The organism is Halanaerobium saccharolyticum (assembly GCF_003259895.1).
GTDB lineage: Bacteria > Bacillota > Halanaerobiia > Halanaerobiales > Halanaerobiaceae > Halanaerobium > Halanaerobium saccharolyticum_A.
In genome coordinates this window covers 1-1,339 of the sequence record NZ_QLME01000059.1, presented here as the reverse complement: position 1 = coordinate 1,339, position 1,339 = coordinate 1, and the positions used below count along the sequence as shown (strand labels likewise).

Sequence of the window (1,339 nt, the reverse complement as noted above, 5' to 3'; positions counted from 1 at the left end):
AGTAATGTATAATAAGTTGTGTAAATTAAATTTGATACTTTTTTAAAATAAAAAAAGAGGAATCCTTCTTTGAGTGGTTGAATTATTTATTAGCGAAATAAAAACCAAACCACTAGGAGGACTCCTCATGAAAAGTATACCTGAAAACCCCATTAATGGTCAAGTGAATTTTGACGATATGATCAATGATCTGATCAAAAATTTTCTCGAAAAAATGCTTAAATCTGAATTAACCGAATTTCTAAACTACGATAAATATGAAGTTGCTGGTAAAAACTCTGGCAACAGCCGCAATGGTAATTACTCTCGTAATTTCCAAACTAAATACGGTGTCATTGAAAAACTAGAAGTCCCAAGAGACAGAAATAATGACTTTCAGACTGCTCTTTTTGAGCCATATAAACGTCGTGATGACTGGTTAGAACAGACTGTAATCCAGATGTATGCCAGAGGTCTATCCACTCGTGATATAGCTAATTTGATTGAGCAAATGTATGGTCAAAAATACAGTGCTACCAGTGTCAGCAATCTGACAGATATAGCAGTTAAAGAAATTGAACAATGGAAAAACAGACCCTTAGAAAAACGCTATAGTGTGCTTTTTATTGATGCTCTAAGCATCAAGATCCGCCGAGAACATGTTGGTAATGAGTCAGCATATATTATCATTGGAATCAATGAAGAAGGCTATAGAGAGATCCTGGACTTCTACATTGGTGTAACAGAATCAGCTGCACTCTGGCAGGAAGTATTAATGAACCTGAAATCCAGAGGCGTAGAACAAGTACTTCTGGGCGTTATGGATGGTCTACCAGGATTAACTGATTCGTTCCTGAAAGTATATCCAAAAGCTGATGTTCAACGCTGTGTAGTTCACAAGGTTCGTAATACTCTTCATAAAGTTAAGAAAAAACATACAGATGAAATTGTTACAGATCTAAAGAAAATTTACAAAGCTCCCAGCAGAGAGTATGCAGAGCAGGCCTTAAATGATTTCAGCTTAAAGTGGGATAAACTCTATCCTCGTTTAGCTCAAAGCTGGTTTGAAGATAAAGATGAACTATTTACTTTTTACAAATATCCAGATAGTATTCAGAAGTCAATTTATACAACTAACTGGATTGAAAGAGCCAATAAAGAAATCAGAAAAAGACTTAAAACAATGAACAGTTTACCCAATGAAAAAGCAGCAGAAAAAATACTCTATCTTAAGATTTTAGACTACAATTCTAAGTGGTCAGAACGAAGATTAAAAGGATTTTTAGCTGCTCGAGAAAATCTAATTCAACTATTTGAAGAAAGATATTAATTTATTTACACAAAATACTTGACATTACAA

General features: G+C 34.0%; 1 protein-coding gene. It reads left to right on the top strand.

Annotated features, from left to right (window positions below; genetic code table 11):
• The first annotated feature begins 127 nt into the window (after positions 1 to 127).
• Positions 128 to 1,309, top strand: coding sequence for an IS256 family transposase (locus C7958_RS15485; protein ID WP_111573568.1), 1,182 nt, complete (start codon positions 128 to 130; stop codon positions 1,307 to 1,309).
• The last annotated feature ends 30 nt before the right edge of the window (positions 1,310 to 1,339 follow it).